Origin of the sequence: Pontibacter sp. HSC-36F09 (assembly GCF_024171605.1) — a bacterium.
Lineage (GTDB): Bacteria > Bacteroidota > Bacteroidia > Cytophagales > Hymenobacteraceae > Pontibacter.
The window spans coordinates 544,904-569,775 of sequence record NZ_JALKAA010000001.1 but is presented as its reverse complement, the minus strand read 5'-3'; the positions used below and the strand labels follow the sequence as shown (position 1 = coordinate 569,775).

General features: G+C 44.9%; 31 protein-coding genes and 4 tRNA genes. All 35 read left to right on the top strand.

The window, feature by feature from the left end; genetic code table 11:
* Positions 1-45: 45 nt before the first annotated feature.
* The 35 genes from L1278_RS02570 to rplR all read left to right on the top strand — a co-directional run bounded on the left by L1278_RS02570 (position 46) and on the right by rplR (position 24,871).
* Positions 46-128 (top strand) — tRNA-Tyr (locus L1278_RS02570).
* A 40-nt stretch (positions 129-168) separates the two neighbouring features.
* Positions 169-241: transfer RNA gene (locus L1278_RS02565), tRNA-Gly, on the top strand.
* 112 nt (positions 242-353) lie between these two features.
* Positions 354-425, top strand: a tRNA-Thr gene (locus L1278_RS02560).
* A gap of 69 nt (positions 426-494) precedes the next feature.
* The gene (gene tuf / locus L1278_RS02555; RefSeq protein WP_253400901.1) at positions 495-1,682 is read left to right on the top strand and encodes an elongation factor Tu; all 1,188 of its coding nucleotides are present in this window, start codon (positions 495-497) and stop codon (positions 1,680-1,682) included.
* Between the two features lie 107 nt (positions 1,683-1,789).
* A tRNA-Trp gene (locus L1278_RS02550) sits at positions 1,790-1,862 on the top strand.
* A 28-nt stretch (positions 1,863-1,890) separates the two neighbouring features.
* A complete protein-coding gene (secE, locus tag L1278_RS02545; protein ID WP_188501539.1) occupies positions 1,891-2,082 on the top strand; it encodes a preprotein translocase subunit SecE in 192 nt (63 codons plus the stop codon).
* Positions 2,083-2,091: 9 nt separating this feature from the next.
* A complete protein-coding gene (nusG, locus tag L1278_RS02540; RefSeq protein WP_253400900.1) occupies positions 2,092-2,649 on the top strand; it encodes a transcription termination/antitermination protein NusG in 558 nt (185 codons plus the stop codon).
* Positions 2,650-2,661: 12 nt separating this feature from the next.
* A complete protein-coding gene (rplK, locus tag L1278_RS02535; RefSeq protein WP_007654322.1) occupies positions 2,662-3,105 on the top strand; it encodes a 50S ribosomal protein L11 in 444 nt (147 codons plus the stop codon).
* Positions 3,106-3,121: 16 nt separating this feature from the next.
* Positions 3,122-3,814 carry a 50S ribosomal protein L1 gene (gene rplA, locus L1278_RS02530; RefSeq protein ID WP_007654321.1) on the top strand — a complete coding sequence of 231 codons (693 nt, stop codon included), beginning with the start codon at positions 3,122-3,124 and terminating at the stop codon, positions 3,812-3,814.
* A 4-nt stretch (positions 3,815-3,818) separates the two neighbouring features.
* Positions 3,819-4,343 carry a 50S ribosomal protein L10 gene (rplJ, locus tag L1278_RS02525; RefSeq protein WP_253400899.1) on the top strand — a complete coding sequence of 175 codons (525 nt, stop codon included), beginning with the start codon at positions 3,819-3,821 and terminating at the stop codon, positions 4,341-4,343.
* Positions 4,344-4,384: 41 nt separating this feature from the next.
* Entirely contained in the window at positions 4,385-4,765 is a 381-nt protein-coding gene (rplL, locus tag L1278_RS02520; RefSeq protein WP_007654319.1) for a 50S ribosomal protein L7/L12, read from the top strand.
* 151 nt (positions 4,766-4,916) lie between these two features.
* Positions 4,917-8,795 (top strand): DNA-directed RNA polymerase subunit beta, encoded by a 3,879-nt coding sequence (gene rpoB, locus L1278_RS02515; protein ID WP_371927305.1) that lies wholly within the window; start codon positions 4,917-4,919, stop codon positions 8,793-8,795.
* Between the two features lie 102 nt (positions 8,796-8,897).
* Entirely contained in the window at positions 8,898-13,223 is a 4,326-nt protein-coding gene (gene rpoC, locus L1278_RS02510; RefSeq protein ID WP_253400897.1) for a DNA-directed RNA polymerase subunit beta', read from the top strand.
* 6 nt (positions 13,224-13,229) lie between these two features.
* Positions 13,230-13,547: a DUF3467 domain-containing protein gene (locus tag L1278_RS02505; RefSeq protein WP_188501544.1), complete on the top strand. Its 318-nt coding sequence runs from the start codon at positions 13,230-13,232 to the stop codon at positions 13,545-13,547.
* Positions 13,548-13,653: 106 nt separating this feature from the next.
* Positions 13,654-14,070 carry a 30S ribosomal protein S12 gene (gene rpsL / locus L1278_RS02500; RefSeq protein WP_250427896.1) on the top strand — a complete coding sequence of 139 codons (417 nt, stop codon included), beginning with the start codon at positions 13,654-13,656 and terminating at the stop codon, positions 14,068-14,070.
* Positions 14,071-14,089: 19 nt separating this feature from the next.
* The gene (gene rpsG, locus L1278_RS02495) at positions 14,090-14,557 is read left to right on the top strand and encodes a 30S ribosomal protein S7 (RefSeq protein ID WP_076669252.1); all 468 of its coding nucleotides are present in this window, start codon (positions 14,090-14,092) and stop codon (positions 14,555-14,557) included.
* 3 nt (positions 14,558-14,560) lie between these two features.
* A complete protein-coding gene (gene fusA / locus L1278_RS02490) occupies positions 14,561-16,663 on the top strand; it encodes an elongation factor G (RefSeq protein WP_253400896.1) in 2,103 nt (700 codons plus the stop codon).
* A gap of 12 nt (positions 16,664-16,675) precedes the next feature.
* The gene (gene rpsJ, locus L1278_RS02485) at positions 16,676-16,981 is read left to right on the top strand and encodes a 30S ribosomal protein S10 (RefSeq protein WP_007654312.1); all 306 of its coding nucleotides are present in this window, start codon (positions 16,676-16,678) and stop codon (positions 16,979-16,981) included.
* A 174-nt stretch (positions 16,982-17,155) separates the two neighbouring features.
* A complete protein-coding gene (rplC, locus tag L1278_RS02480) occupies positions 17,156-17,773 on the top strand; it encodes a 50S ribosomal protein L3 (RefSeq protein WP_116541568.1) in 618 nt (205 codons plus the stop codon).
* Between the two features lies 1 nt (position 17,774).
* The gene (gene rplD, locus L1278_RS02475; protein ID WP_253400895.1) at positions 17,775-18,401 is read left to right on the top strand and encodes a 50S ribosomal protein L4; all 627 of its coding nucleotides are present in this window, start codon (positions 17,775-17,777) and stop codon (positions 18,399-18,401) included.
* 1 nt (position 18,402) lies between these two features.
* Positions 18,403-18,690 (top strand): 50S ribosomal protein L23, encoded by a 288-nt coding sequence (gene rplW / locus L1278_RS02470; RefSeq protein WP_253401941.1) that lies wholly within the window; start codon positions 18,403-18,405, stop codon positions 18,688-18,690.
* 10 nt (positions 18,691-18,700) lie between these two features.
* Positions 18,701-19,525 (top strand): 50S ribosomal protein L2, encoded by an 825-nt coding sequence (rplB, locus tag L1278_RS02465; RefSeq protein WP_253400894.1) that lies wholly within the window; start codon positions 18,701-18,703, stop codon positions 19,523-19,525.
* A 3-nt stretch (positions 19,526-19,528) separates the two neighbouring features.
* Positions 19,529-19,807, top strand: coding sequence for a 30S ribosomal protein S19 (rpsS, locus tag L1278_RS02460; protein ID WP_188501548.1), 279 nt, complete (start codon positions 19,529-19,531; stop codon positions 19,805-19,807).
* Positions 19,807-20,202: a 50S ribosomal protein L22 gene (gene rplV / locus L1278_RS02455; protein ID WP_188501549.1), complete on the top strand. Its 396-nt coding sequence runs from the start codon at positions 19,807-19,809 to the stop codon at positions 20,200-20,202. The genes rpsS and rplV overlap by 1 nt, the downstream gene beginning before the upstream one ends.
* 4 nt (positions 20,203-20,206) lie before the next feature.
* Positions 20,207-20,980, top strand: coding sequence for a 30S ribosomal protein S3 (gene rpsC / locus L1278_RS02450; RefSeq protein ID WP_076669267.1), 774 nt, complete (start codon positions 20,207-20,209; stop codon positions 20,978-20,980).
* A gap of 30 nt (positions 20,981-21,010) precedes the next feature.
* Positions 21,011-21,433: a 50S ribosomal protein L16 gene (gene rplP / locus L1278_RS02445; protein WP_116541563.1), complete on the top strand. Its 423-nt coding sequence runs from the start codon at positions 21,011-21,013 to the stop codon at positions 21,431-21,433.
* A 3-nt stretch (positions 21,434-21,436) separates the two neighbouring features.
* Positions 21,437-21,637 carry a 50S ribosomal protein L29 gene (gene rpmC / locus L1278_RS02440; RefSeq protein WP_188501550.1) on the top strand — a complete coding sequence of 67 codons (201 nt, stop codon included), beginning with the start codon at positions 21,437-21,439 and terminating at the stop codon, positions 21,635-21,637.
* A gap of 15 nt (positions 21,638-21,652) precedes the next feature.
* Complete coding sequence (gene rpsQ / locus L1278_RS02435) at positions 21,653-21,910, top strand: 30S ribosomal protein S17 (RefSeq protein WP_220626035.1); 258 nt, start codon at positions 21,653-21,655, stop codon at positions 21,908-21,910.
* Position 21,911: 1 nt separating this feature from the next.
* Positions 21,912-22,280, top strand: coding sequence for a 50S ribosomal protein L14 (gene rplN / locus L1278_RS02430; protein WP_076420876.1), 369 nt, complete (start codon positions 21,912-21,914; stop codon positions 22,278-22,280).
* A gap of 20 nt (positions 22,281-22,300) precedes the next feature.
* Positions 22,301-22,624: a 50S ribosomal protein L24 gene (gene rplX / locus L1278_RS02425; RefSeq protein WP_220626036.1), complete on the top strand. Its 324-nt coding sequence runs from the start codon at positions 22,301-22,303 to the stop codon at positions 22,622-22,624.
* Position 22,625: 1 nt separating this feature from the next.
* Positions 22,626-23,180 (top strand): 50S ribosomal protein L5, encoded by a 555-nt coding sequence (gene rplE / locus L1278_RS02420; RefSeq protein WP_116541561.1) that lies wholly within the window; start codon positions 22,626-22,628, stop codon positions 23,178-23,180.
* A gap of 5 nt (positions 23,181-23,185) precedes the next feature.
* Positions 23,186-23,455 carry a 30S ribosomal protein S14 gene (rpsN, locus tag L1278_RS02415; protein WP_188501552.1) on the top strand — a complete coding sequence of 90 codons (270 nt, stop codon included), beginning with the start codon at positions 23,186-23,188 and terminating at the stop codon, positions 23,453-23,455.
* A gap of 89 nt (positions 23,456-23,544) precedes the next feature.
* A complete protein-coding gene (gene rpsH / locus L1278_RS02410) occupies positions 23,545-23,943 on the top strand; it encodes a 30S ribosomal protein S8 (protein WP_188501553.1) in 399 nt (132 codons plus the stop codon).
* A gap of 14 nt (positions 23,944-23,957) precedes the next feature.
* Positions 23,958-24,512: a 50S ribosomal protein L6 gene (rplF, locus tag L1278_RS02405; protein WP_253400893.1), complete on the top strand. Its 555-nt coding sequence runs from the start codon at positions 23,958-23,960 to the stop codon at positions 24,510-24,512.
* 8 nt (positions 24,513-24,520) lie between these two features.
* Entirely contained in the window at positions 24,521-24,871 is a 351-nt protein-coding gene (rplR, locus tag L1278_RS02400) for a 50S ribosomal protein L18 (RefSeq protein ID WP_253400892.1), read from the top strand.
* The last annotated feature ends 1 nt before the right edge of the window (position 24,872 follow it).

Genomic DNA, 24,872 nt, shown 5'->3' with positions numbered 1-24,872 from the left:
GACGAGCTAAGGAAAGGCTGAATAAGTCAGCCAGGTTAAATATTTGGGGAGATTCCAGAGCGGCCAAATGGAACGGACTGTAACTCCGTTAGTGTAAACTTTCGCAGGTTCGAATCCTGCTCTCCCCACAATTAAGACCACGCATTTTAATGGTTTGCTGCATTAGAAGCGGGAGTAGCTCAGTTGGTAGAGCGATAGCCTTCCAAGCTATAGGCCGCGAGTTCGACCCTCGTCTCCCGCTCAATAAGCAAACAGCGTGCTGCTTATCAAATATGGGTTGTCTGGTGAGGAATTTCATGAAGATGGATTTCCTTTTTAGTATAAGCTCATTTTTAAGATAAGTGATGGAAAAAGCCGACGTAGCTCAGGGGTAGAGTACTTCCTTGGTAAGGAAGGGGTCGTGGGTTCAATTCCCATCGTTGGCTCAAAGTCCGTTACGTGTATAATTAACGCAACATACTTAAACGTTTTAACCTTAATTTAATTATCATACAATGGCTAAAGAAACATTTGACCGTTCCAAACCGCACGTAAACATCGGTACAATCGGTCACGTTGACCACGGCAAAACAACTTTGACTGCTGCCATTACAACAGTTTTGGCTAATAAAGGTCTTGCTACACTTCGCGACTTCTCTTCTATTGATAACGCTCCAGAAGAAAAAGAAAGAGGTATTACTATTAATACTTCTCACGTAGAGTACGCAACTGAAAACCGTCACTATGCTCACGTTGACTGCCCAGGTCACGCTGACTACGTGAAGAACATGGTTACAGGTGCTGCACAGATGGACGGCGCTATCCTTGTGGTTGCTGCAACTGATGGCCCAATGCCACAGACGCGTGAGCACATCCTTCTTGCTCGTCAGGTAGGTGTACCTCAGCTGGTAGTATTCATGAACAAAGTGGACATGGTGGACGATCCAGAGCTTCTTGAGCTTGTTGAGATGGAAATCCGTGAGCTTCTTTCTTTCTATGACTTCGACGGTGATAACATCCCAGTAATCCAGGGTTCAGCACTTGGTGGCTTGAACGGTGATGCGAAATGGGTTGCTACTATTGAAGAGTTGATGGCTGCAGTTGATAGCTGGATTCCAATCCCAGCTCGTTTGACTGACCTTCCATTCTTGATGCCAGTTGAGGACGTATTCTCAATCACTGGTCGTGGTACTGTAGCAACAGGCCGTATCGAGCGTGGTGTTATCAACTCTGGTGAGCAGGTTGAGATCCTTGGTATGGGAGCTGAGAACTTGAAGTCAGTAGTTACTGGTGTTGAGATGTTCCGTAAGATCCTTGACAGAGGTGAAGCTGGTGACAACGTAGGTCTTCTTCTTCGTGGTATTGAGAAAACTGATATCCGTCGTGGTATGGTTATCTGTAAGCCAGGTTCTGTGAAGCCTCACACGAAATTCAAAGCCGAGGTTTACGTTCTTTCTAAAGAAGAAGGTGGCCGTCACACGCCATTCTTTAACAAGTACCGTCCACAGTTCTACTTCAGAACGACAGACGTTACTGGAGAGATCATGCTGCCAGAAGGTGTAGAAATGGTTATGCCAGGTGATAACATCACTATTGATGTTACTTTGATCAACGCTGTGGCAATGGAGAAAGGCCTTCGTTTCGCTATCCGTGAGGGTGGTAGAACAGTAGGTGCCGGTCAGGTAACTGAAATCATTGCCTAAATAATATTAAACAAGCCCGTTTCTGGAATCTTTTTCGGGAACGGGTTTGTTTTTAATATTCTTTTAAATAAATTTGCACTCCAATTAAAATTGGTGTGCATTTTTTTACGGGTGTAGCTCAATTGGTAGAGTAGTGGTCTCCAAAACCATTGGCTGGGAGTTCGAGTCTCTCCACCCGTGCAATATTAAATTTATTAAAGCGAAGGCGATGAGCAAAGTAAAAGGCTACATAGACGAGACAGTGGAGGAAATGAAAAACAAAGTTTCATGGCCTGCATATTCTGAACTACAGAATAGTTCTGTATTGGTGTTGATCGGGTCTTTGATATTTGCTCTGGTTGTTGGAGCTATGGATTTTGTTTTTGACTCTACGCTGTCTTGGTTTTACAACCAGTTTTAATCTAGGTCTATGGCTGATTTAAAATGGTATGTGGTTCGCGCAGTTAGCGGACAAGAGAAAAAAGCAAAGGCGTACCTTGAAAACGAAGTCGTAAGGCAAAATCTTGGCGAGTACGTTCCCCAGGTTCTCATACCAGCCGAAAAGGTGTATGAGATGCGGGGTGGGAAGAAAAAGATCCGAGAGAGAAACTTTTTCCCAGGCTATGTCCTTGTACAAGCTGACCTTTCGCATGGTGAAGCTGAGCACATCATCATTAGCACACCAGGCGTTATTGGTTTCCTTGGATCAAACGAGGGAGGCCAGAATAAAAAGCCTGTTCCGTTGCGCCAGACAGAAGTAAACAGAATACTGGGTACTGTTGACGAGGCAGAAGAGCAGGCAGAAGTGTTGGATACTCCATTCTTAGTTGGAGAAATGGTGAAAGTGATGGACGGTCCTTTCAGTGGATTCTCAGGTACTGTGGAGGAAGTGTTCGAAGAACGTAAGAAACTCAATGTTATGGTGAAAATATTCGGCCGTAACACACCAGTTGAGTTGAATTACATGCAGGTAGAAAAAGAATCGTAGTAAATACAAATAATGGCAAAGGAAATAAAAGGTTACCTGAAACTTCAGGTAAAGGGAGGTGCCGCGAACCCATCGCCACCGATTGGACCTGCACTTGGTTCTAAAGGTCTTAACATCATGGAGTTCTGTAAGCAGTTTAATGCTAGAACACAGGATAAGCCAGGACAAGTGTTACCAGTGTTGATTACAATATACGCAGATAAGTCCTTCGACTTCGTTATTAAGACGCCCCCTGCTCCGGTATTGTTAATGGATGCTGCTAAAATTAAGGGAGGTTCGAAAGAGCCTAACCGTAACAAAGTAGGTTCAGTTACATGGGATCAGGTGAGAGAGATTGCAGAGCTGAAAATGCCTGACTTAAATGCTTTCAAACTGGAGGCCGCCATGAAGATGGTTGCTGGTACAGCGAGAAGCATGGGCATAACAGTGTCTGGAAACGCTCCGTGGAACGAATAATTAGAGTTAAAGGATAATGGCGAAGATTTCAAAGAACAGGAAAGCAGCTTTAGAAAAGGCTGACCTGACAAAAGAGTATTCTTTAACAGATGCGGCTTCAGTAGTAAAAGATATCACTTTTACCAAGTTTGATGCCTCTGTTGATATTGATGTACGCTTAGGCGTTGACCCTCGCAAAGCCGACCAGATGGTTCGTGGTATCGTTACCCTCCCACATGGCACCGGTAAAGACGTAAAAGTACTGGCATTGGTAACACCTGACAAAGAGCAGGAAGCCAAAGATGCAGGAGCTGACTTCGTAGGTCTGGATGATTATATCCAAAAGATTGAAAAAGGCTGGACAGATGTAGATGTGATCATCACGATGCCTGCTGTAATGGCTAAAGTTGGCCGTTTAGGTAGAATTCTGGGTCCTCGTAACCTGATGCCAAACCCTAAGTCTGGTACAGTTACACAAGACGTAGCTAAAGCAGTAAAAGAAGTAAAAGCTGGTAAGATCGACTTTAAAGTTGACAAGTATGGTATCATCCATACAAGTGTTGGCAAAGTTTCCTTCTCTCCAGAGCAACTAGCTGCAAACGCTGCTGAAGTAATTGCTACACTGAACCGCCTGAAGCCATCTTCAGCAAAGGGTACTTACATTAAGAGCATAACATTGTCTAGCACAATGAGCCCGGCCGTAATCGTTGACAAGAACGCAACTATCTAAGAACATGACCAGGGAAGAAAAAGAGATAATTGTTAAAGACCTGAGCGAGAAGTTAGCGAACACTAACTATTTCTATATCACAGATGCATCTACCATGAGCGTAGCCGGCATCAACCAGTTCAGGAGAATGGCCTTTGAAAGAGGCCTGGAGTACAAAGTTTACAAAAACACTTTCATTAAGAAAGCATTAGATACCTTAGAAGCGGACACTACTTCTCTGGAAGAAGTACTGAAAGGTTCATCTGGCATCGTGTTTTCTGCTGAATCAGGAAATGCTCCTGGTAAGCTGCTGAAAGACTTCAGAAAGAAAGGCAATGCACTTCCATTGTTGAAGGGTGCCTACATTGATGGCGGTATTTACGTTGGTGAAAGCCAACTTGACACACTTGCCAGCATCAAGTCTAAGAACGAGCTTATCGGTGATATCATTGGCTTGCTTCAGTCTCCAGCTAAGAATGTTGTTTCTGCTCTTCAGAGCAGCGGCGGCAAACTAGCCGGCATCCTGAAAACCCTATCTGAAAAAGAATAATTTAAAAACGTAATCAATAAGTAACTTTTAATTTCAATAAAATGGCAGATTTGAAAGCATTCGCTGAGCAGTTAGTAAACTTAACTGTGAAAGAGGTTAATGAACTAGCTACAATTCTTAAGGATGAGTATGGTATCGAGCCAGCTGCTGCTGCTCCAGTTATGATGGCTGGTGGTGGTGCTGCTGAAGGAGGAGCTGCTGCAGAAGAAAAAACTTCTTTTGACGTAATCCTTAAGTCAGCTGGTGCATCTAAGCTTGCAGTAGTTAAGCTTGTAAAAGAATTGACTGGTCTTGGCCTGAAAGAAGCTAAAGAATTGGTAGACGGCGCTCCTAAGCCTTTGAAAGAAGGCGTAGATAAGAACGAAGCTGAATCACTGAAGAAATCTTTGGAAGAAGCTGGTGCTGAAGTAGAGGTTAAATAATCTCACTTACCAACATACCGACAACAGGTAGACCTGGCAGTTTCGTCAGGTCTTTTCCTGTTTGTATATGGATTCAAATTTGAATCCTTTTTTTGCCCGTAACCAATTCCAAGGTTATGTGCTGGAATCATATTGTAAACGTTAAAATTCCATGGCTTTGGCTAAGAATAAAACGACAGAGCGAATCAATTTTGCCTCGATCAATCCGGTGATCGACTACCCTGACTTCCTAGATGTTCAGCTACAGTCGTTTCAGGATTTCTTTCAGCTGGAAACTCCGGCAGAAAATAGGGCACAGGAAGGATTGTTCAAGGTGTTTGCCGAGAACTTCCCAATTTCTGATTCTCGGGAAAACTTTGTTCTCGAATTTATCGACTATCATATAGACCCTCCGAAATACTCTGTTGATGAGTGTATTGACCGAGGGCTCACTTATTCGGTTCCACTTAAGGCAAAGCTTCGTCTGATTTGTAACGATGAGGACAATGAGGACTTTGAAACAATTGAGCAGGAAGTGTTTTTGGGTAACATCCCATACATGACCGAGAAAGGCTCATTTGTGATTAATGGTGCTGAACGTGTTATTGTATCCCAATTGCATAGATCTCCGGGTGTATTCTTTGCGCAAAGCAAGCATACAAACGGCACCAAGCTCTATTCTGCCAGAATTATCCCTTTTAAAGGTTCTTGGGTTGAGTTTGCTACAGACGTGAATAACGTAATGTATGCTTACATCGACCGTAAGAAGAAATTCCCTGTAACTACATTGCTTCGTGCAATCGGCTACGGTACGGACAAGGACATCCTCGATCTGTTTGGTCTTTCAGAAGAATTGCCTGCAACGAAGGCAAATCTGAAAAATGCCATCGGCAGAAAGCTGGCTGCACGCGTGCTCCGCACATGGACAGAAGACTTTGTGGATGAAGATACTGGTGAAGTGGTTTCAATTGACCGTAACGAGGTACTGCTTGAGCGTGACTCTGAAATCTCGCAGGATGATATCGATGTTATCGTTAGTTCCGGTACGAAATCTATCATTCTTCACCGCGAGAACGTGAATATCGCAGACTATGCGATTATCTACAATACACTTCAGAAAGATAACTCGAACTCCGAGAAAGAAGCAGTAGAGCAGATCTATCGTCAGCTTCGTAACACGGAAGCGCCAGATGAGGAAACTGCACGTGATATTATCCAGAAGCTGTTCTTCTCTGATAAGCGTTACGACCTGGGTGAAGTTGGCCGTTACAGAATTAACAAGAAACTGGGTCTCGACACTAACTGGGATGCGAAGGTTCTCACAAACGAGGACATTGTCCTGATCGTTAAGTACCTGATCGGTTTGATCAACTCCAGAGCTGTAGTGGATGATATTGACCACTTGAGCAACCGCCGTGTAAGAACGGTAGGCGAACAGCTTTACGCACAATTTGGTGTTGGTTTGGCTCGTATGGCAAGAACCATCAAGGAACGTATGAACGTGCGTGACAATGAAGACTTCAAGCCGGTTGACTTGATCAACGCGCGTACGCTTTCTTCTGTGATCAACTCGTTCTTCGGAACAAACCAGTTGTCTCAGTTCATGGACCAGACCAACCCGTTGGCAGAGGTGACGCACAAGCGTCGTGTGTCTGCACTGGGGCCAGGCGGTCTGTCAAGAGAGCGTGCCGGTTTCGAGGTTCGTGACGTTCACTATACCCACTATGGCCGTCTGTGTACCATTGAAACACCGGAAGGTCCGAACATCGGTCTGATATCTTCTCTGTGCGTGCATGCTCGTGTGAATCACATGGGCTTCATCGAAACACCTTACCGCAAGGTAAACGAAGGTATAGTAGAGATGGACGGCACCGTTGAGTATCTGACTGCGGAAGAAGAGGATACCCACCACATCGCACAGGCTAACGCTATCATCGATGACAAGGGTAACTTTATTAATGATAGAGTGAAGGGTAGATTTGAGGGTGACTTCCCTGTGGAAGAACCTAATACCTATACCTACATGGACGTTGCTCCGAACCAGATCGTATCGGTAGCGGCATCGTTAATTCCTTTCCTGGAGCACGATGACGCCAACCGTGCCCTGATGGGTTCAAACATGCAACGCCAGGCCGTTCCACTTTTGAAGGCGGAAGCCCCAATTGTAGGTACCGGTCTTGAAAGAAGAGCCGCTATTGACTCAAGGGCGCTTGTTATTGCTGAAGGCGACGGTGTGATTGACTTCGTAGATGCAAATAAGATTGTTGTAAAATATGATCTGACGGAAGATGAGAAATTGGTTGCTTTTGATGCGGAGTATATCACATACAACCTGATCAAGTTCAGAAGAACGAACCAGGATACCTGCATTAACCTGACGCCGATTGTTTATACTGGTCAGCGCGTAACGAAAGGCCAGCCGCTTTGCGAAGGTTATGCCACTAACAATGGCGAACTGGCAATCGGTCGTAACATGCAGGTGGCGTTCATGCCATGGCAAGGTTACAACTTCGAGGATGCTATTGTGATCTCTGAAAAAGTAGTAAGAGATGATATCTTTACTTCGATCCACATCGAGGAATTTGAGCTGGAAGTTCGTGAGACGAAGCGTGGCGAAGAAGAACTTACTTCTGAAATCCCTAACGTGAGCGAGGAAGCCGTGAAGAACCTGGACGAGAACGGTATCATCCGTATCGGTGCTGAGGTTCGAGAAGGCGATATCCTGATTGGCAAGATCACACCAAAAGGTGAGACTGACCCGACTCCGGAAGAAAAACTGCTGCGTGCGATCTTCGGTGACAAAGCCGGTGATGTGAAGGATGCCTCGCTTAAGGCACCGCCATCACTGAACGGTGTAGTAATCGAGACCAAACTTTTCTCCAGACCTAAGAAAGACAAAAACCTGCGGGCTAAGTCTAAGAAAGAGGTTGAAGAGCTGAAAGTAAAATACTCGAAGGATCTGAATGTTATCAAGAACGTAATGGTTGATAAACTGGTGGGTTTGCTGGAAGGCAAAACGTCTCAGGGCATCAAGCACAAGTTCGGCGACGAAATCCTGACAAAAGGTGTGAAGTTCACCAGAAAGAACATCATTGAGGCCCTGTTCCCTGAGAAGAACCCATATAAGGACGAAAGTAACTATGCGGTTCCTGAGGAAGTGAACATGTTCAAGGATCTGATTCTGGAAAACTGGACTGCCGACGAAAAGACCAACAGCATGCTGTTAGAGCTTGTGAAGAATTACAACAAGCGCCGCAACATCACTTCTGCACACTTCAAGCGTGAGCGTTTCACACTGGAGGTAGGAGATGAGTTGCCAGCAGGTATCGTGCAGCTAGCCAAGGTATACATCGCGAAGAAGCGCAAGCTGAAAGTGGGTGATAAGATGGCCGGTCGTCACGGTAACAAAGGTGTAGTAGCCCGTATCGTGCGTGAAGAGGATATGCCATTCCTGGAGACAGGTGAACCAATGGATATCGTGCTGAACCCGCTGGGTGTACCTTCAAGGATGAACATCGGTCAGATCTATGAAACCGTACTGGGTTGGGCTGGTAAGAAACTGGGTAGAACGTATGCTACTCCGATCTTCGACGGCGCCACTGAAGACCAGGTACAGGCCGAACTGAAAGAAGCAGGTCTGCCAAGCTTCGGTCGTACATACCTGTACGATGGTCTGTCAGGCGATCGTTTCGACCAGCCGGTAACCGTAGGTGTGATTTACATGCTGAAACTGGGTCACTTGGTTGACGATAAGATGCACGCCCGTTCTATCGGTCCATACTCGCTGATTACACAGCAACCATTGGGTGGTAAAGCCCAGTTTGGTGGTCAGCGTTTTGGTGAGATGGAAGTGTGGGCGCTTGAGGCATTCGGTGCTTCGAACGTACTGCAGGAAATACTTACAGTGAAATCTGACGACGTGATCGGCCGTGCGAAAGCCTACGAGGCAATCGTGAAAGGCGACGTGTTGCCAAAACCAAATATCCCGGAATCATTCAACGTACTGATTCACGAGTTAAGAGGTCTGGCTCTCGAGATCACCTTAGAGTAGTAAAGTATAAGCTGAGCGCCCTGGCAAGAGTCAGGGCGCTTAGCGCACTTTATACACAATTGCTGTAAGGCACATTCATTGTATCGACATTATTGTAATAATATGGCATTTGCAAAAAACAAAAAGCTAACTCAGGACTTCTCCAAAGTAACGATAAGCCTGGCTTCTCCAGAGTCGATTCTCGAGAGATCAAATGGCGAGGTTACAAAGCCTGAGACAATCAACTATAGAACCTATAAGCCTGAAATGGGTGGTCTGTTCTGCGAAAGAATATTCGGACCCGTAAAGGACTGGGAATGCCACTGCGGAAAGTATAAGAGAATCAGGTATAAAGGTATCATCTGCGACCGTTGCGGTGTGGAAGTTACTGAAAAGAAAGTGCGTCGTGAGCGTATGGGCCACATTGAGCTTGTAGTTCCGGTAGCGCACATCTGGTACTTCAAATCCCTTCCGAATAAGATAGGTTATCTGCTGGGCTTACCAACTAAGAAGCTTGACCAGATTATCTATTATGAAAGATACGTAGTTATCCAGCCAGGTATTTTGGCAGAAGACGGTGTAAACACATTGGACTTCCTGACAGAAGACGAATATCTGGATATGATCGACAAGCTCCCACGCGAGAACCAGATGTTGGATAACAACGATCCAAACAAGTTCATCGCGAAAATGGGTGCAGAGTCACTGCAGATGCTGTTGGAGCGCACGAATCTGGATGATCTATCCTACGAGCTTCGTCACGCAGCCGCACACGAGACATCGCAGCAGCGTAAGGCTGAAGCGTTGAAGCGTCTACGTGTAGTGGAAGCATTCCGTGATGCAACTACCAGAATTGAAAACAGACCAGAGTGGATGATCATCCGCATGGTGCCTGTTATTCCGCCAGAGCTTCGTCCACTTGTTCCGTTGGATGGTGGCCGTTTCGCTACATCGGATTTGAACGACCTATACCGTCGTGTTATCATCCGTAACAACCGTCTAAAGCGTCTAATCGAGATCAAGGCTCCTGAAGTAATCCTTCGTAACGAGAAGCGTATGCTCCAGGAAGCGGTTGACTCCCTGTTTGACAACTCACGTAAAGTGAACGCTGTTCGTGCAGAAGGTAACCGTGCGCTGAAGTCGCTTTCTGACATGCTGAAAGGTAAGCAGGGACGTTTCCGTCAGAACTTGCTTGGTAAGCGTGTTGACTACTCTGGCCGTTCGGTAATTGTGGTTGGTCCTGAACTGAAGCTGCACGAGTGCGGTCTGCCTAAGAACATGGCAGCTGAGCTCTTCAAGCCGTTCATCATTCGCAAGCTGATCGAAAGAGGAATAGTAAAGACTGTAAAGTCAGCTAAGAAGATAGTAGACCGTAAGGACCCCGTTGTTTGGGATATTCTGGAAAATGTGCTGAAAGGCCACCCGGTACTCCTCAACCGTGCTCCTACACTCCACAGATTAGGTATACAGGCATTCCAGCCAAAACTGATCGAAGGTAAGGCAATCCAGCTGCACCCACTGGTGTGTACGGCATTCAACGCCGACTTTGACGGTGACCAGATGGCAGTGCACGTTCCACTCGGACCCGCTGCTGTACTGGAAGCCTCTATGCTGATGCTTGCTTCGCATAACATCCTGAACCCTGCTAACGGTGCGCCTATCGCGGTACCTTCTCAGGACATGGTACTTGGTCTATACTATGTATCAAAAGGAAAGCGTAGCACAGAGAAGGAAAATATACCTGGTGAAGGCATGAGCTTCTACTCTGCGGAGGAAGTGATCATTGCCATCAACGAAGGGCGTCTGTCTAAGCAGGCATATATTAAAGTAAGAGCGAAGATAAGGGACGAAAAAGGCGAACTGGTTACTAAACTTATAGAGACGGTTGCCGGTCGCGTTATCTTCAACCAGTTTGTTCCGGAAGAAGTTGGATACATTGATGAACTGTTGACGAAAAAGAAACTTCAGCAGATCATCTCCAGAGTGTTCAAAGAGACGGGTATGGCTCGTACCGCTCACTTCCTGGACGATATTAAAACACTTGGATTCCAGTCTGCCTATAAAGGCGGTCTGTCAATGGGTCTGGGTGATATCCAGATTCCAGCTGAAAAAGACATCCTGGTAGCCCAGGCCAAGAAAGATGTAGATGCTGTATGGCAGAACTACTCGATGGGTCTGATCACAGACAACGAGCGTTATAACCAGGTTATTGATATCTGGACCCGTATCAACAACCAGATTACTGAAACGTTGATGCGCCGACTGGAGAATGATGACCAAGGCTTTAACTCGATCTTCATGATGATGCACTCTGGTGCTCGTGGTTCGAGAGAGCAGATCCGTCAGTTGGGTGGTATGCGTGGTCTGATGGCGAAGCCTCAGAAATCATTGCAAGGCTCAGTAGGTGAGATCATCGAGAACCCGATCCTTTCGAACTTTAAGGAAGGTCTGGATGTAATCGAGTACTTCATCTCGACGCACGGTGCCCGTAAAGGTCTGGCCGATACAGCACTCAAAACTGCGGATGCCGGTTACCTAACTCGTCGTCTGGTAGACGTATCGCAGGACGTAATCGTGAACGAGGAAGACTGTGGTACGCTGAGAGGTCTGGAAGTGAGTGCACTGAAGGACAACGAAGACATTGTGGAGTCGCTTTCTGAGCGTATTCTGGGACGTGTTACGGTACACGATGTATACGATCCAATCACCAATGAACTGATCGTAGAGTCTGGTTCGGAAGTGACAGAAGAAGTTGCGCGTGCCATTGAGAACACAGCGATTGAGACTGTTGAGATCCGTTCGGTGCTGACTTGTGAGTCGAAGCGTGGTATTTGTGCCAAGTGCTATGGCCGTAACCTGGCAACAGGCTTTATGGTGCAGAAGGGCGAGGCTGTAGGTGTAATCGCAGCACAGTCCATCGGTGAGCCTGGTACTCAGCTGACACTCCGTACATTCCACGTGGGTGGTACTGCCTCAAACATTGCGGTGGATGCCATGATTCGTGCCAAATTTGCTGGTAGAGTAGAGTTCGAAGATGTTCGTACAATCGAGACGATCAACAATGAAGGTGAGCCAGTGAAGGTAGTAATGGGGCGTTCAGGTGAAATTAAGATAGCTGATCCGGCAACCGGGAAAATGCTTATAAGTAATCACGTGCCTTACGGGTCATTCATTACAGTGAATGAAGGCCAGGAAGTTGAGAAAAATGATCAGCTGTGTATATGGGATCCATACAACGCGGTTATTCTTTCAGAGTTCGACGGTGAGATTGCTTACGAGTCGATCATTGAAGGTATAACTTACCGTGAGGAATCAGATGAGCAGACAGGCTACCGTGAAAAGGTAATTATCGATACAAAAGATAAGACACAGAACCCTGCTATTATCGTGAATCCGAAGAGTGGCGAGTCAAAAGGCTACAACATTCCGGTGGGAGCTCACTTAACAGTAGAGAACGGCGAGAAAATCAAAGCCGGTCAGATTCTGGTGAAAATTCCACGTGCGATCGGTAAGACAAGGGACATTACAGGTGGTCTTCCACGTGTGACGGAACTGTTCGAGGCGCGTAACCCATCTAACCCAGCCGTAGTGTCTGAGATCGACGGTGTGGTAACCTATGGTAGCGTGAAGCGTGGTAACCGTGAAATCTACATCGAGTCGAAAGACGGCGTGAAGAAAAAATACATGGTGCCGCTTTCCAAGCACATCCTGGTACAGGACAACGACTTCGTTCGTGCAGGTATGCCGCTGTCAGATGGCGCCATTACGCCAAGCGACATCCTGAATATTCAGGGTCCTGGCGCCGTGCAGGAGTACCTGGTGAATGAGATCCAGGAGGTATACCGTCTGCAGGGTGTGAAGATCAACGACAAGCACATTGAGGTAGTTGTACGCCAGATGATGCAGAAGGTGGTGATCATAGACGCAGGCGATACGAGCTTCCTGGAGCATCAGGTTGTGGACAAGATCAACTTCATGGAAGAGAACGACCGCATCATTGACATGAAAGTGGTAGAAGATGCAGGAGACTCTTCGAGCATGAAGCCAGGCCAGATTGTGACGGCAAGAAGATTGCGTGACGAAAACTCCAGCTTGAAGCGAAGAGACTTGAAACTGGTTACCGTACGTGATGCATCGCCAGCCGTTTCGCGTCCAACGTTGCAAGGTATAACACAGGCTTCTTTGGGTACACAGAGCTTTATATCGGCCGCATCGTTCCAGGAAACTACGAAGGTACTTAGCGAAGCAGCAATTAAAGGTAAAGCGGACGAACTGTTAGGTCTAAAGGAAAACGTGATCGTTGGTCACCTGATTCCGGCCGGTACAGGTCTGCGCGAATACCAGAACTTGATTGTTGGAAGCCAGGAAGAATACGATTCATTAGTAGAATCAAAAAAATCTGGAGTAGGGAGCCGCGCCAAGCAGCAGGAACTTCAGAATAACAGATAAGCAGGTATGGCAGAGGAACTAAAAAATCAGAATCAAATCAACATCGAGCTTTCGGAAGAGATAGCGGAAGGGGAATACGCCAATCTGGCTATGATTGCCCATTCGAGTGGAGAGTTTGTGATTGATTTTATACGACTGATGCCAGGATTGCCCAAAGCGAAAGTTAAATCCAGAATCGTTATCACGCCGGAGCACGCCAAAAGATTATTGGCGGCTCTGGCCGATAACATTCAAAAGTTTGAAAGCAGCTTTGGAGAAATTAAGCCGGCAAAAGATGCACCTTCCTTCCCGATGAACTTTGGAGGAACAGTGGGCGAAGCCTAAGGTGCTAATAATTAGTGGATTAAAATTTTGAAATTGCAAGGCGATTTTCATACCTTTGCAGACCAAAATTTAGAGTGAAAAATATCTTATAATTAACAAATTATAAATGCCTACTATACAGCAATTAGTAAGAAAAGGTAGAGAGAAACTGACTTATAATTCTAAGTCTCCTGCCTTAGACTCATGCCCACAACGTCGTGGCGTATGCACAAGAGTGTACACAACCACTCCTAAGAAGCCAAACTCAGCTATGCGTAAGGTAGCCAGGGTAAGACTTACAAACGGTAAGGAAGTGAACGCTTATATCCCTGGTGAGGGCCACAACCTTCAGGAGCACTCTATTGTGCTGATCAGAGGTGGTAGAGTAAAGGACCTTCCAGGTGTTCGTTATCACATCGTACGTGGAGCTCTGGATACTGCCGGTGTAAGCGGTCGTCTTCAGTCACGTTCTAAGTACGGTGCTAAAAGACCTAAGCCAGGCCAGCCAGCAGCTGCTGCAGGTAAGGGTGGTAAGAAAAAATAATTGTTAGAGTTATAATATAATGAGAAAAGCAAAGCCTAAAAGTAGAGTTCTCCTTCCAGATCCAAAGTTCAAAGAGACCTTGGTAACACGTTTCGTAAACTATCTGATGGAAGATGGTAAGAAAAGTATTGCTTATGGTATCTTCTATGATGCTGTAGAATTAGTAGAGCAAAGAACGAAGGAGAATGGCCTTGAGACTTGGAAGAAAGCATTGAACAATGTGATGCCAAGCGTAGAGGTAAAGAGCCGCCGTGTAGGTGGTGCTACTTTCCAAGTGCCGACTGAGGTTCGTCCAGACCGCAGAGTATCTCTTGGTATCAAGTGGATGATTTCTTACGCTCGTAGAAGAGGTGAGAAGACAATGAAAGACAAATTGGCTGGCGAAATTATCGCAGCTGCAAAAGGTGAAGGTGCTGCCGTGAAGAAGAAAGACGACACGCACAGAATGGCCGAGGCAAACAAAGCATTCTCACACTTTAGATTTTAATTAATGGCAAGAGACTTAAAATACACACGCAATATTGGTATTGCCGCTCACATCGATGCTGGTAAAACCACTACAACAGAGCGTATACTTTACTATACTGGTAAATCTCACAAATTAGGTGAGACGCACGAAGGGTCAGCTACAACTGACTGGATGGAGCAGGAGCAGGAGCGTGGTATCACAATTACGTCTGCAGCTGTAACAGTGAACTGGCCATACAGAGGTAATGACTACCATATTAACATCATCGATACACCTGGCCACGTGGACTTTACTGTAGAAGTAAACCGCTCGCTTCGTGTACTAGATGGTCTGGTATTCCTTTTTAGTGCTGTAGACGGCGTGGAGCCTCAGTCTGAGACAAACTGGAGACTTGCTGACAACTATAAAGTAGCTCGCCTTGGTTTCGTAAACAAGATGGATCGCTCTGGTGCAGATTTCCTTGCTGTATGTAAGCAGGTGAAAGAAATGCTTGGTAGCAATGCCGTAGCGCTGCAGTTGCCAATCGGTGCGGAAGATGACTTCAAAGGTGTAGTAGACCTAGTGAACTTCAAAGCCATTGTTTGGAACACAGAAGATAAAGGCATGACCTTTACTGAAGTGCCAATTCCAGATGATATGATGGAAGAAGCTGAAGAGTATAGAGAGAAGCTTTTGGAAGCGGTAGCAGAGTACGATGAGTCTTTGATGGAGAAATACTTCGAGGATCCAAACTCAATAACTGAAGCCGAAATTCTTGCTGCCCTTCGCGCTGCTACAATTGACATGGCTATCGTGCCAATGCTGTGTGGCTCATCTTTCAAGAATAAAGGTGTACAGACAATGCTTGACTACGTGATGGCGTTGCTTCCATCACCAATGGATAAGGAAAGCATTATCGGCACTAACCCCGATACAGGCGAAGAAGTAGCAAGAAAGCCATCAGCAACTGAACCGTTTGCAGGCTTGGCCTTCAAAATCGCTACCGACCCTTACGTAGGTCGTCTATGCTTTGTGCGTGCTTATTCAGGCGTTCTTGAAGCAGGGTCTTATATATATAACACCCGTTCAAATAACAAAGAGCGTATTTCGCGTATCTTCCAGATGCATGCTAATAAGCAGAACCAGATCGAAAGGCTGGAAGCTGGGGATATCGCCGCGGTAGTTGGTTTCAAAGACATCAAGACAGGTGATACGCTTTGCGAGCAAGGTGCTAAAATCGTGCTTGAGTCAATGGACTTCCCAGAGCCAGTTATCGGCTACGCTATCGAGCCTAAAACGCAGGCAGACTCCGATAAAATGGGTATGGCGATCGCCAAGCTTGTTGAAGAGGACCCAACGCTTCAGGTTAATACTGATGAGGAAACAGGTCAGACCATCCTTAGAGGTATGGGTGAACTTCACCTGGAGATCATCATCGACCGTATGAAGCGCGAGTTCAAGGTAGAACTGAATCAGGGTGCGCCTCAGGTAGCTTATAAAGAAACCATCACCAAGTCAGTAGAGCACAGAGAAGTGTTCAAGAAGCAGTCTGGTGGTCGTGGTAAGTTTGCCGATATCGTGTTCACTATGGGACCACGTGAGGATGGCAAGCAAGGACTAGAGTTCGAAAACGCGATTGTAGGCGGTGTTATTCCAAGAGAATTCATCCCGGCGATACAGAAAGGTTTCGAGGAGTCAATGAAGAATGGTATTCTGGCAGGCTTCCCAATCGACTCTATGAAAGTTCGTCTGTTCCACGGTTCATTCCACGACGTTGACTCTGACTCACTTTCTTTTGAACTTGCTGCACGTCAGGGCTTCAAAGAGGCAGGTAAGCAGTGTGCTCCTAAGCTACTTGAGCCTATCATGGCTGTGGACGTTGTAACCCCTGACGAATACACAGGTCCTGTGACTGGTGACTTGAACAGAAGAAGAGGTATCATGAAAGGTATGGATACAAAAGGAACCTCATCGGTAGTGAAAGCAAACGTACCGCTTTCAGAACTGTTCGGTTATGTAACAGACCTTCGTACTATCACTTCAGGTAGAGCTACGGCTTCTCTTACTTTCTCTCACTACGAGCAAGTACCACAAAACCTGGCCGATGGCATCATTGCTAAATTAAAAGGAACTGCAGCTAAATAGTAGTAAAAGATAATGAATCAGAAAATTAGAATTAAACTCAAGTCTTACGACCACAACCTGGTAGACAAGTCTTCAGAGAAGATTGTAAAGGCTGTAAAAGCTACTGGTGCAATCGTAAGCGGTCCTATTCCTCTTCCAACAGAGAAGGATAAATTCACTGTACTTCGTTCACCACACGTTAACAAGAAGTCAAGAGAGCAGTTCCAGCTTTGCACGTACAAACGACTGGTTGATATCTACTCTACTAGCTCTAAAACAGTTGACGCCCTAATGAAGCTTGAGCTTCCAAGTGGTGTAGATGTTGAGATCAAAGTTTGATAAGATCACACATAATAAGGAAAAGAGAACCTTCGGGTTCTCTTTTTTTATGTGCTGATTAATAATATTTTAGACAAATGTTGTTAAAGAATTTTAAAATTCATTAACTTTGCACTCCCTTAGCAAAAGCTGAGGGGTGAAATTATTATATCCATCTTTTAAAAAACAAGTTGAATGCCTGGAATTATCGGTAAAAAAATCGGAATGACAAGCCTCTTCACAGCAGATGGTAAATACACACCAGTTACGCTTATTCAAGCAGGCCCATGTGTAGTTACTCAGGTGAAGACGGTTGAGACTGATGGCTACGCAGCTGTGCAGCTTGGCTACGGCGACAAAAAGCTTAAGAGAGTAACGAAAGCAGAGGCTGGTCATTACAAGAAAGCTAATACGTCAGCTAAGAAAAAAGTTGCTGAATTCGATACAGAAGGAGTGTCACTGAATCTGGGAGATACAGTTGATGTGAATCTGTTCGAAGAAGGAGAGTTTATTGACGTGGTTGGCACATCAAAAGGTAAGGGTTTCCAAGGTGTAGTAAAGCGCCATAACTTTGCCGGTGTTGGTGGTCAGACGCACGGTCAGCACAACAGAGCAAGACACCCTGGTTCAATTGGTGCATGCTCTTGGCCATCAAGAGTATTTAAAGGAATGCGCATGGCTGGCCGTATGGGCGGTAATCGTGTGAAAATTCAAAACCTGACGGTAGTGCGTGTTATCGCAGACAAAAATCTGTTAGTAGTTAGTGGCTCTGTTCCAGGTGCCAAAAATTCTTACGTGTTAATTGAGAAATAAAATGGAGCTTTCTGTATTGAATATTAAAGGTGAGGATACAGGTAGAAAGGTAACACTTTCTGATGCTGTGTTTGGTACTACACCAAATGAGCATGCGATGTATCTTGACGTGAAGCAGTACCTGGCAAATCAGAGACAGGGAACGCACAAGTCCAAAGAAAGAAACGAAGTTGCTGGATCTACAAAAAAGATCAAAAAGCAAAAAGGTACTGGTGGTGCTCGTGCAGGTAGCTTGAAAGCTCCTCTTTTTGTTGGTGGCGGTAGAGTGTTTGGTCCTAGACCAAGAAACTATAGCTTTAAACTGAACAAAAAACTGAAAGAAGTGGCACGTGTTTCAGCGCTTTCATTATTGGCGAAAGACAATAAAGTGTCTCTTTTAGAATCTTTCACATTTGAAGCTCCAAAGACCAAAGAATTCAAGAATATACTGAGCAACCTAAAGGTAGAGGGCAAAACTTTGATCGTGCTACCTGCAGTTGATAAGAATGTTGTTCTTTCTGGCCGCAACCTGAACAAAGTGAAGATTTCAACAGCTGGCGATTTAAATACATACGATCTGCTGAATACAGACCGTGTACTGCTGGTTGAAGATTCAGTTAACATTATTGAAAACCTCTTAAGCGCATAATATTATGATACTGAAGAAACCGCTTCTGACGGAAAAGTTCGCTGCTATGACCGAAGTTGGAAAGTATGCTTTCGAGGTGAACATCAAAGCCAACAAAGTAGAAATCAAAAAGGCAGTTGAGAAACTTTATGGAGTTACCGTTGAGAAAGTAGCTACCATGAAAACGCAGGGCAAAGTTAAAAGCAAATACACCAAATCTGGTGCTGTAACTGGCCGTACGTCTTCCAAGAAAAAAGCAATCGTTACCTTGAAAGAGGGCGAAGTGATAGACTTTTACAGCAGCATTTAATTAAATAACAATGGCTTTAAAGAAGTTAAGACCAACAACACCAGGTCAAAGATTCCGCGTAGCGCCGGCGTTCGATGAGATCACGACAGCTACTCCAGAGAAATCTTTGTTGGCACCGAGTAAAAAATCTGGTGGACGCAATAACTCAGGCAGAATGACCTTGCGCTATTTGGGCGGTGGTCATAAGCAGAAGTACAGAGTAATAGACTTCAAGCGTACGAAGCACGGCGTGCCGGCTACTGTGAAGACTATTGAGTACGATCCGAACAGAACTGCTCGTATTGCTCTGCTATACTACGCTGATGGTGAGAAGAGCTACATCATCGCACCGTCAGGTATAGAGGTAGGAACAGTAATCGTGTCTGGCCCTGGTGTAGCACCAGAGGTAGGCAACTGCCTTCCATTATCTGATATTCCTCTAGGTACTATTGTACACAACATTGAACTACAGCCAGGCAACGGCGCAACCCTCGCAAGAAGCGCAGGCTCTTACGCGCAGTTGGTAGCAAGAGAAGGCCGCTATGCGACTATCAAGCTTCCATCCGGTGAGCTTCGCATGGTGCTGGTTAAATGTTATGCTACTGTAGGTACAGTTTCTAACTCAGACCACATGAACGTTAAGCTTGGTAAGGCTGGCCGTAACAGATGGTTAGGCAGACGTCCAAGAGTACGTGGTGTTGCGATGAACCCAGTCGATCACCCAATGGGTGGTGGTGAAGGTAAGTCTTCAGGTGGTCACCCACGTTCACGCAAAGGCTTACTGTCGAAAGGTCTGAAGACCCGTAGCAAAAAGAAGCATTCTGAGAAACTTATAGTTAATAGAGGAAAGAAATAGTAAATGGCTAGATCACTAAAAAAAGGGCCTTATATTGACTATAGGCTCGAGAAGAAAGTAGACGTGATGAACGAGTCTGGTAAGAAGACTGTTATCAAGACTTGGTCACGCAGATCCATGATTTCTCCAGATTTCGTTGGACATACATTTGCAGTTCATAACGGTAACAAATTCATACCAGTGTATGTGACTGAGAACATGGTAGGACATAAACTCGGTGAGTTTGCTCCAACCAGAAACTTTAGAGGTCACGTAGCTAAAAAAGATAAAGGAAAGCGATAATGGAAGCAGTAGCAAGACTTAAGAACGTGCCTACTTCTCCTCGCAAAATGCGATTAGTAGCAGGTTTGGTACGCGGTAAGAGCGTAAACAAAGCCCTTGGCTTATTAAAATTCGAAGCAAACTCAGGTGCTGCCAGAATCGAGAAACTTCTTTTATCTGCCTTAGCAAACTGGCAACAGAAGAATGAAGATTCACGCATCGAAGATGCCAATCTTTTCATCAAAGAGATTTTTGTAGATGAAGGCAAAATGCTGAAGCGTCTTCGTCCGGCTCCACAAGGACGTGGATACCGCATCAGAAAGAGATCTAACCACGTGACACTCGTGATAGACAGCATGACTGAAGAGCAATTCGAGCAACAGCAATCTAAGAAATCTAAAAAAGCCAATAAGTAAGAATATGGGACAGAAAGTAAATCCGATCGGTTTTCGCCTAGGAGTTATCAAAGGTTGGGATTCTAACTGGTATGGTGGCAAAGATTTCGCTGAGAAGCTGGTTGAAGACGAGAAAATCAGAAAATATATTTTAGCGCGTATCCCTAAAGGTGGCATTTCTAAAATCATTATTGAAAGAACCCTTAAGCGCATCACTATTACTGTTAACACAGCCCGCCCAGGCGTTGTGATTGGTAAAGGTGGACAGGAAGTAGATAAGATCAAGGAAGAGCTTAAGAAACTTACTAACAAGGATGTTCAGATTAACATTTTTGAAATTAAGCGTCCGGAGCTTGATGCTAAACTGGTAGGCGAATCAATCGCTCAGCAGCTGCAGGCACGTATCTCTTTCCGTCGCGCCATGAAGCAGGCAATTGCTTCTGCGCTGCGTGTTGGTGCTGAAGGTATCAAGGTGCAGGTTTCAGGTCGTCTAGGCGGTGCTGAAATGGCCCGTACGGAGCACTACAAAGAGGGAAGAACTCCTCTGCACACGCTTCGTGCTGATATTGACTATGCATTGTCTGAAGCCCAGACGGTATATGGTAAGCTTGGTATCAAAGTTTGGATCTTCAAAGGCGAAGTTTATGGTAAGAAAGATCTTACTCCAAATGCTGGCCTTGAGACCAAAGGAGGACCAGGTGCACAGAGCGGAAGTGGTGACAGAAGAAGCCGTGGTGGCGAGCGTGGCGACCGTAAGAAAACGGATGGAGCAGCGAAGCCGCGTAAGCGTCGTCAATAATTGATTGATAACATTATTAAGTTTTAGAAAATGTTACAGCCTAAAAGGACTAAATATAGAAAAATGCAAAAAGGCCGCGTGAAAGGTCTGGCTCATAGAGGCAGTACTATTTCATTTGGTTCCTTTGCCATCAAATCTCTTGAAGCATCTTGGATTACCAGCCGCCAGATTGAAGCCGCTCGTATCGCCATGACAAGAGCAATGAAACGTGAGGGTCAGGTTTGGATCCGTATTTTCCCTGACAAACCTATTACGAAGAAGCCTGCAGAGGTTCGTATGGGTAAGGGTAAAGGTTCGCCTGAGTATTGGGTAGCTGTTGTTAAGCCAGGTACCATCATGTTCGAATCTGACGGTGTACCTCTGGAAGTAGCTCAGGAGTCATTGAGACTTGCTGCACAGAAGCTACCTGTTAAAACAAAGTTTGTAGTACGTAGAGATTACGTTGAGAAATAGTATATGAAAAATTCAGAGATTAAAGCTTTGTCTTTAGAAGAGCTGAAAGAGAAGCTTAATACGGAGCACACAACCATGCAGAACCTACGTTTCGCACATGCTATCTCTCCGTTGGAAAATCCGATGAAAATCCGTGAGACGAAGAAATCTATCGCTCGTCTGAATACTGAGATTCGTCGCCGTGAAATTGAAGCTAACTCTTAATACTTAATAGAAATCATGGAAGAGAGAAATCTTAGAAAAGAAAGAAGTGGTAAGGTTGTTAGCAACAAGATGGACAAGTCTATCACTGTGTTAGTGGAAAGCAGAATGAAGCACCCGATCTACGGTAAGTTCGTTAGCAAGTCCACCAAATTCATGGCTCATGACGAGAAAAACGAATGCAACATCGGTGATACGGTTCGCATTCAGGAGACGCGTCCTCTTAGCAAGACCAAGAACTGGCGTTTAGTAGAAATTATAGAAAGGGCGAAATAAGATGATACAGCAGGAATCAAGATTGAACGTAGCCGACAACAGTGGAGCTAAAGAAGTTCTTTGTATCCGTGTTCTAGGTGGTACAGGAAAGAAATACGCTTCTATCGGTGATAGAATAGTAGTAACTGTAAAATCAGCCCTTTCTTCTGGAAACGTTAAAAAGGGAACTGTTTCAAAAGCAGTTATTGTAAGAACTAAGAAAGAGATCAGAAGAAAAGACGGTTCTTATATCCGTTTCGACGACAATGCCGCTGTTCTTCTGAACGCTAACAACGAGCCACGTGGTACACGTATTTTCGGACCGGTAGCGCGTGAGCTTCGTGAAAAGCAATTCATGAAAATTGTTTCGTTGGCACCTGAAGTTCTTTAATCATTAATTCAGACATCAAGATGAATAAGAAAAAACTTCATGTAAAAACTGGCGATACAGTTAAAGTAATTGCCGGTGACGACCGCGGAAAAACAGGCCGCATTACAGCTGTTAACATAGAGAAGCAAAGAGTAACTGTAGAGGGTATCAACATGGTGACAAAGCATGCTAAGCCTAGCGCCAAGAACCCTCAGGGTGGAATCTCTAAAATGGAAGCTCCTATTCACGCCAGCAATGTAGCTTTGGTAGACTCTAAGTCAGGTGAAACTACTAAGGCAGGCAGAAGAAAAAACAGCGAAGGTAAAACAGAGCGTTATTCTAAAAAATCAGGAGAAGTAATCTAATATGGCAACTGCAAGATTTAAAGAAAAATATCAGAAGGAGGTTGTACCTGCTCTGCTAGAAAAGTTCCAGTATAAGAACGTTATGCAGGTGCCTAAGATCACTAAGATCTCCATTAACAAAGGTATCGGCGCTGCTGTAGCTGATAAAAAACTGGTTGACATCGGGGTAGAAGAGCTTACAACCATTTCTGGTCAGAAGGCTGTTGCTACTATCGCTAAGAAATCGGTTTCGAACTTCAAGCTTCGTGAAGGCATGCCAATTGGCGCCCGCGTGACACTAAGAGGTCAGCGTATGTACGAATTCATGGACCGTCTTTTGACAATCGCTCTTCCAAGAGTACGTGACTTCAGAGGCGTAAATGATAAAGGATTCGATGGTCGTGGTAACTACACACTAGGTGTTAAGGAACAGATCATTTTTCCTGAGATCAGCATCGATAAAATTAAAGCCATTAGTGGTATGGATATTACCTTCGTAACTACTGCTCAGACAGATGAGGAGAGCTACGAGTTGCTTAAAGCGTTTGGTATGCCTTTCACTAATATTAAGAAATAAGAAAAATGGCTAAAGAAGCAGTAAAAGCGAGAGAGCTTAAAAGACAGAAATTAGTAGCTAAGTACGCTGCGAAGCGTGCAGAACTCAAAGCTAAAGGAGATTACGAAGGACTCGACAAACTTCCTAAAAACTCTTCTCCTGTAAGACTACACAATCGTTGCAAGTTAACCGGAAGGCCACGTGGCTACATGAGAAAGTTTGGTATTTCTCGTGTTACTTTCAGAGAACTTGCTTCTGCTGGTAAAATCCCTGGAGTAACAAAGTCCAGCTGGTAATTTTTCTTAAGAAACTAAGAAAGAAGAAAAGATATTCTTATCTTTGCCGCTCGCTTAGAAAAAAGCAATCAAGATTTAAGTGATTCATAATGAACTCAGATCCAATAGCAGATTATTTAACTAGAGTGCGTAATGCCATCAAGGCAAACCACAGAGTAGTTGAAATACCATCTAGCAATATCAAGAAAGAGATAACAAAAGTATTGTACGACAAAGGATACATTCAAAGCTATAAGTTTGAAGATTCTTCTGTACAAGGTACTATTAAGATCGCTCTGAAATACAATCCTACCACTAAGCAATCTGCTATTGTGAAACTTGAGAGGATTAGTAAGCCAGGGCTTCGCAAGTATACCGGAAATGACAACCTGCCACGCGTTCTGAACGGATTGGGTGTAGCTATCCTGTCAACTTCCAAAGGTGTAATGACTGAAAAAGAAGCCAAGTCACTGAATGTAGGTGGTGAGGTATTGTGTTACGTTTACTAATAGGAGGATAGACAATGTCACGTATAGGAAAATTGCCAATCAGCCTGCCAAATAATGTTGAATTTGCGATAGCAAAAGATAACGTTGTTACTGTAAAAGGACCAAAAGGCTCACTTACTACTCCGGTAGACAAAGACATGATTGTAAAGCAGGAGGAAAACCAGATCGTGGTGGAGCGTCCTACTGAGCAAAAGCGTCATAAAGCTATGCATGGTCTTTACCGCTCGCTGATCAACAACATGGTTGTTGGTGTAAGCGAAGGTTACAAAGAGCAGCTTGAGCTAGTAGGTGTAGGTTATAAAGCAACCGTGCAGGGAAACGTAATAGAGCTAGCTCTGGGATACTCTCACAATATCTTTATGGCCATGCCTCCGGAAGTTACTGCTACCGCAGTAACAGAAAAAGGTAAAGCTCCAGTTATTACGCTTGAAAGCAATGACAAGCAACTGATCGGTCAGGTAGCTGCTAAAATCAGAGCACTGCGCAAAGTAGAGCCTTACAAAGGTAAAGGTATCCGTTTTGTAGGTGAAGTTGTAAGAAGAAAAGCTGGTAAGACAGCGTCTAAATAATCATCATCATGTCTGTTAATAAAGTATCAAGAAGACTTAGAATTAAAAGAAGTATCAGAAACAAGATTTCTGGTACTTCTGCCAGACCGAGATTATCTGTTTTTAGAAGCAACAAAGCTATCTATGCACAGTTGATCGATGACACTACAGGAAAAACTTTGGCGGCTGCCTCTTCTACGAAGCTTGACGGTGTATCCAACGCTAATATTTCAGTGTCCAATCAGGTTGGAAAAGAAATAGGAGCAAAAGCTCTCGAGATGGGTATCTCTCAGGTGGTGTTTGACCGTTCTGGATACCTTTACCATGGTAACGTAAAATCATTGGCTGAAGGCGCTCGCGAGGCAGGCCTAAAATTCTAAG